This is a genomic window from Candidatus Hydrogenedentota bacterium (assembly GCA_012523015.1).
In the GTDB taxonomy this organism is placed as follows: Bacteria; Hydrogenedentota; Hydrogenedentia; order Hydrogenedentales; family CAITNO01; genus JAAYBJ01.
In genome coordinates, this window is record JAAYJI010000273.1 from 1 (window position 1) to 1,923 (window position 1,923).

Genomic DNA, 1,923 nt, shown 5'->3' on the forward strand with positions numbered 1-1,923 from the left:
ATGTTATCTGGCACGAATAGCGCTCGGCAAACCGCCGCGCCAAGTAGTCGTTCGATGCGCCGTCGACCTTCTCCCACACGTAGGACGGGCCTGCTTCCAGCGACAACTCACGCTTGTCGTTCTTTACCACATAAAATCCTAGACCAGGGCCCAGCGTAGTGCGGTAGTCAATCAGCGCAATGTCGTCATATAAGACCGACCCGTCCAGAGAGACGAACGTCATCGGACTCAGTGTTTTCTTGACGTTGAAAAACGCCTTGGCGTTCTCCACGGTCTTTTCGTCTGCCTTCGTCACCACTGCGTTGCCATCGGCGTCGGTCGTCTCGGTCGTTAGGGTGCTCTCACCGTAGTTTGCATCAGCCCCAATAATTACGGAGCCCAGCCCTTCCTTCTCGCCGGTCACGACGAGGCCGACGTTTGCGCCCAGCGTCTCGCTGTTGCCATCCGTCAGTGTCAGTCCTGCGTTCAGGGTAGTCACCCACGCTGGCTTTTCTGCCACTTCCGGCTCTGCTGCCACCTTCTTCTTCGCCTTCTTCTCTGCGGCCCCGGCCGAAACGGCCAGCGCCAGCACTGCACATCCAACGATCCACTTCTTCATAGGGTATTCCTCCTAGATATGTTGGGGGTTACTTTGCGGCTTCTTCAGCTTCCTGTTTGCGGCGCAGGCGGTTCACCACCTTCACCATTAAGAACACTGAAAATGCAATGATCAAAAAATCCACCACGTTCTGACCGAACATCCCGTAGTTGAGCGTTACCGCCGGCACCTCGACCCCCGCCGCGTCCACCGTCGCCGCCTTCAGGATTATCGCTAGATCTTTGAAATCCACCTTCCCCAGCAGCATCCCGATCGGTGGCATGATCACATCCGCCACCAGTGAATTGATGATCTTGCCAAATGCCCCGCCGATGATGATACCCACCGCCATATCGATCATGTTGCCTTTAATCGCAAATTCCTGGAACTCTTTCGCTATGCTCATTAGTTACCTTTTAGTTGGAATGGATAGAAACTGGTTTATTCATAACCAGCTACATATTTTACAAAATACTGCCGCGCTGTCAATCGCTCTACCTGCCCCCACTGTTTTGTAGGGGCTCAGCTTGCTGAGACCGAGTTGTTTTGCAACGGCTGCCGTCATCATCCGGTCTGCCTTCTCGTTCTGCGTTACCACAAAAATAGCGGCGGCCATTTGCTGACCGCCGCTTTTTCCGGCTCTCCACTTGAATCGAGACCGAAGGTTAGTGGAGTGTGAATTCGGCGCTACGCCTCAGGTTTGTCCTTCGCCGCGGGCCATAATGACCTTGCCAGTGCGCACCAGTTCCACAATTTTGAACTTACGCAGCAGTTCCACCATCGCGTCGAGTTTCTGCGAGCCGCCCGTAGCCTCCAGCACCATGGACGTTTCCGTCAGGTCTACGGTTTTGGCCCGGAAGTGGTCCGCGATCTGCAGCACGTCGCCACGTTGGCCGCTGTCCACGGCCACCTTGACCAGAGCCAGTTCGCGCGCGACCACTTCTTCGTCGGAATGCTCTCGGCACGCCATCACATCCACCAGCTTGGAGCACTGCATAATGATCTGTTCCAAACCGGCCCGGTCACCCTTGGCCGTAATCGTCATGCGCGAGAAGTCCGCCGTCGTCCCCGGCGACACCACCAGACTCTCGATGTTGAATCCCCGCCGGGAAAACGCCTGCGCGATACGCACCAGCGCGCCCGGACGGTTAGCCACAAAGATGCTCAGGTTGTAAGTTGCCAATTTTTTATTCATTTTTTCTTCTTCCTGTTCTCAGGTGGTTGCGGCGGGTTTCGCGCTACGGCGGCCCACGGGACGCCCTTTCTTTTTCTTGGGACGTCCCAGCACGGTATCCTCAAGCGGCTTGCCGGGCGGCACCATCGGGTAAACCTCCTCGTGCTTCACC

At 56.2% G+C, this 1,923-nt stretch carries 3 protein-coding genes; all 3 read right to left on the reverse strand.

The genetic code is table 11. The features are described from left to right. The coding region (locus tag GX117_12055) for a DUF481 domain-containing protein (GenBank protein ID NLO34062.1) at positions 1-598 on the reverse strand (598 nt) is incomplete at its 3' end. Positions 599-626: 28 nt separating this feature from the next. Next, a complete protein-coding gene (gene mscL, locus GX117_12060) occupies positions 627-983 on the reverse strand; it encodes a large-conductance mechanosensitive channel protein MscL (GenBank protein ID NLO34063.1) in 357 nt (118 codons plus the stop codon). A gap of 288 nt (positions 984-1,271) precedes the next feature. Then, entirely contained in the window at positions 1,272-1,772 is a 501-nt protein-coding gene (gene ilvN, locus GX117_12065) for an acetolactate synthase small subunit (GenBank protein NLO34064.1), read from the reverse strand. Positions 1,773-1,923: the final 151 nt, after the last annotated feature.

Coding starts and splice junctions, on each gene's coding strand:
- mscL (NLO34063.1), bottom strand. CDS start 983: ATGAGCATAGCGAAAGAGTTCCAGGAATTTGCGATTAAAGGCAACATG.
- ilvN (NLO34064.1), bottom strand. CDS start 1,772: ATGAATAAAAAATTGGCAACTTACAACCTGAGCATCTTTGTGGCTAAC.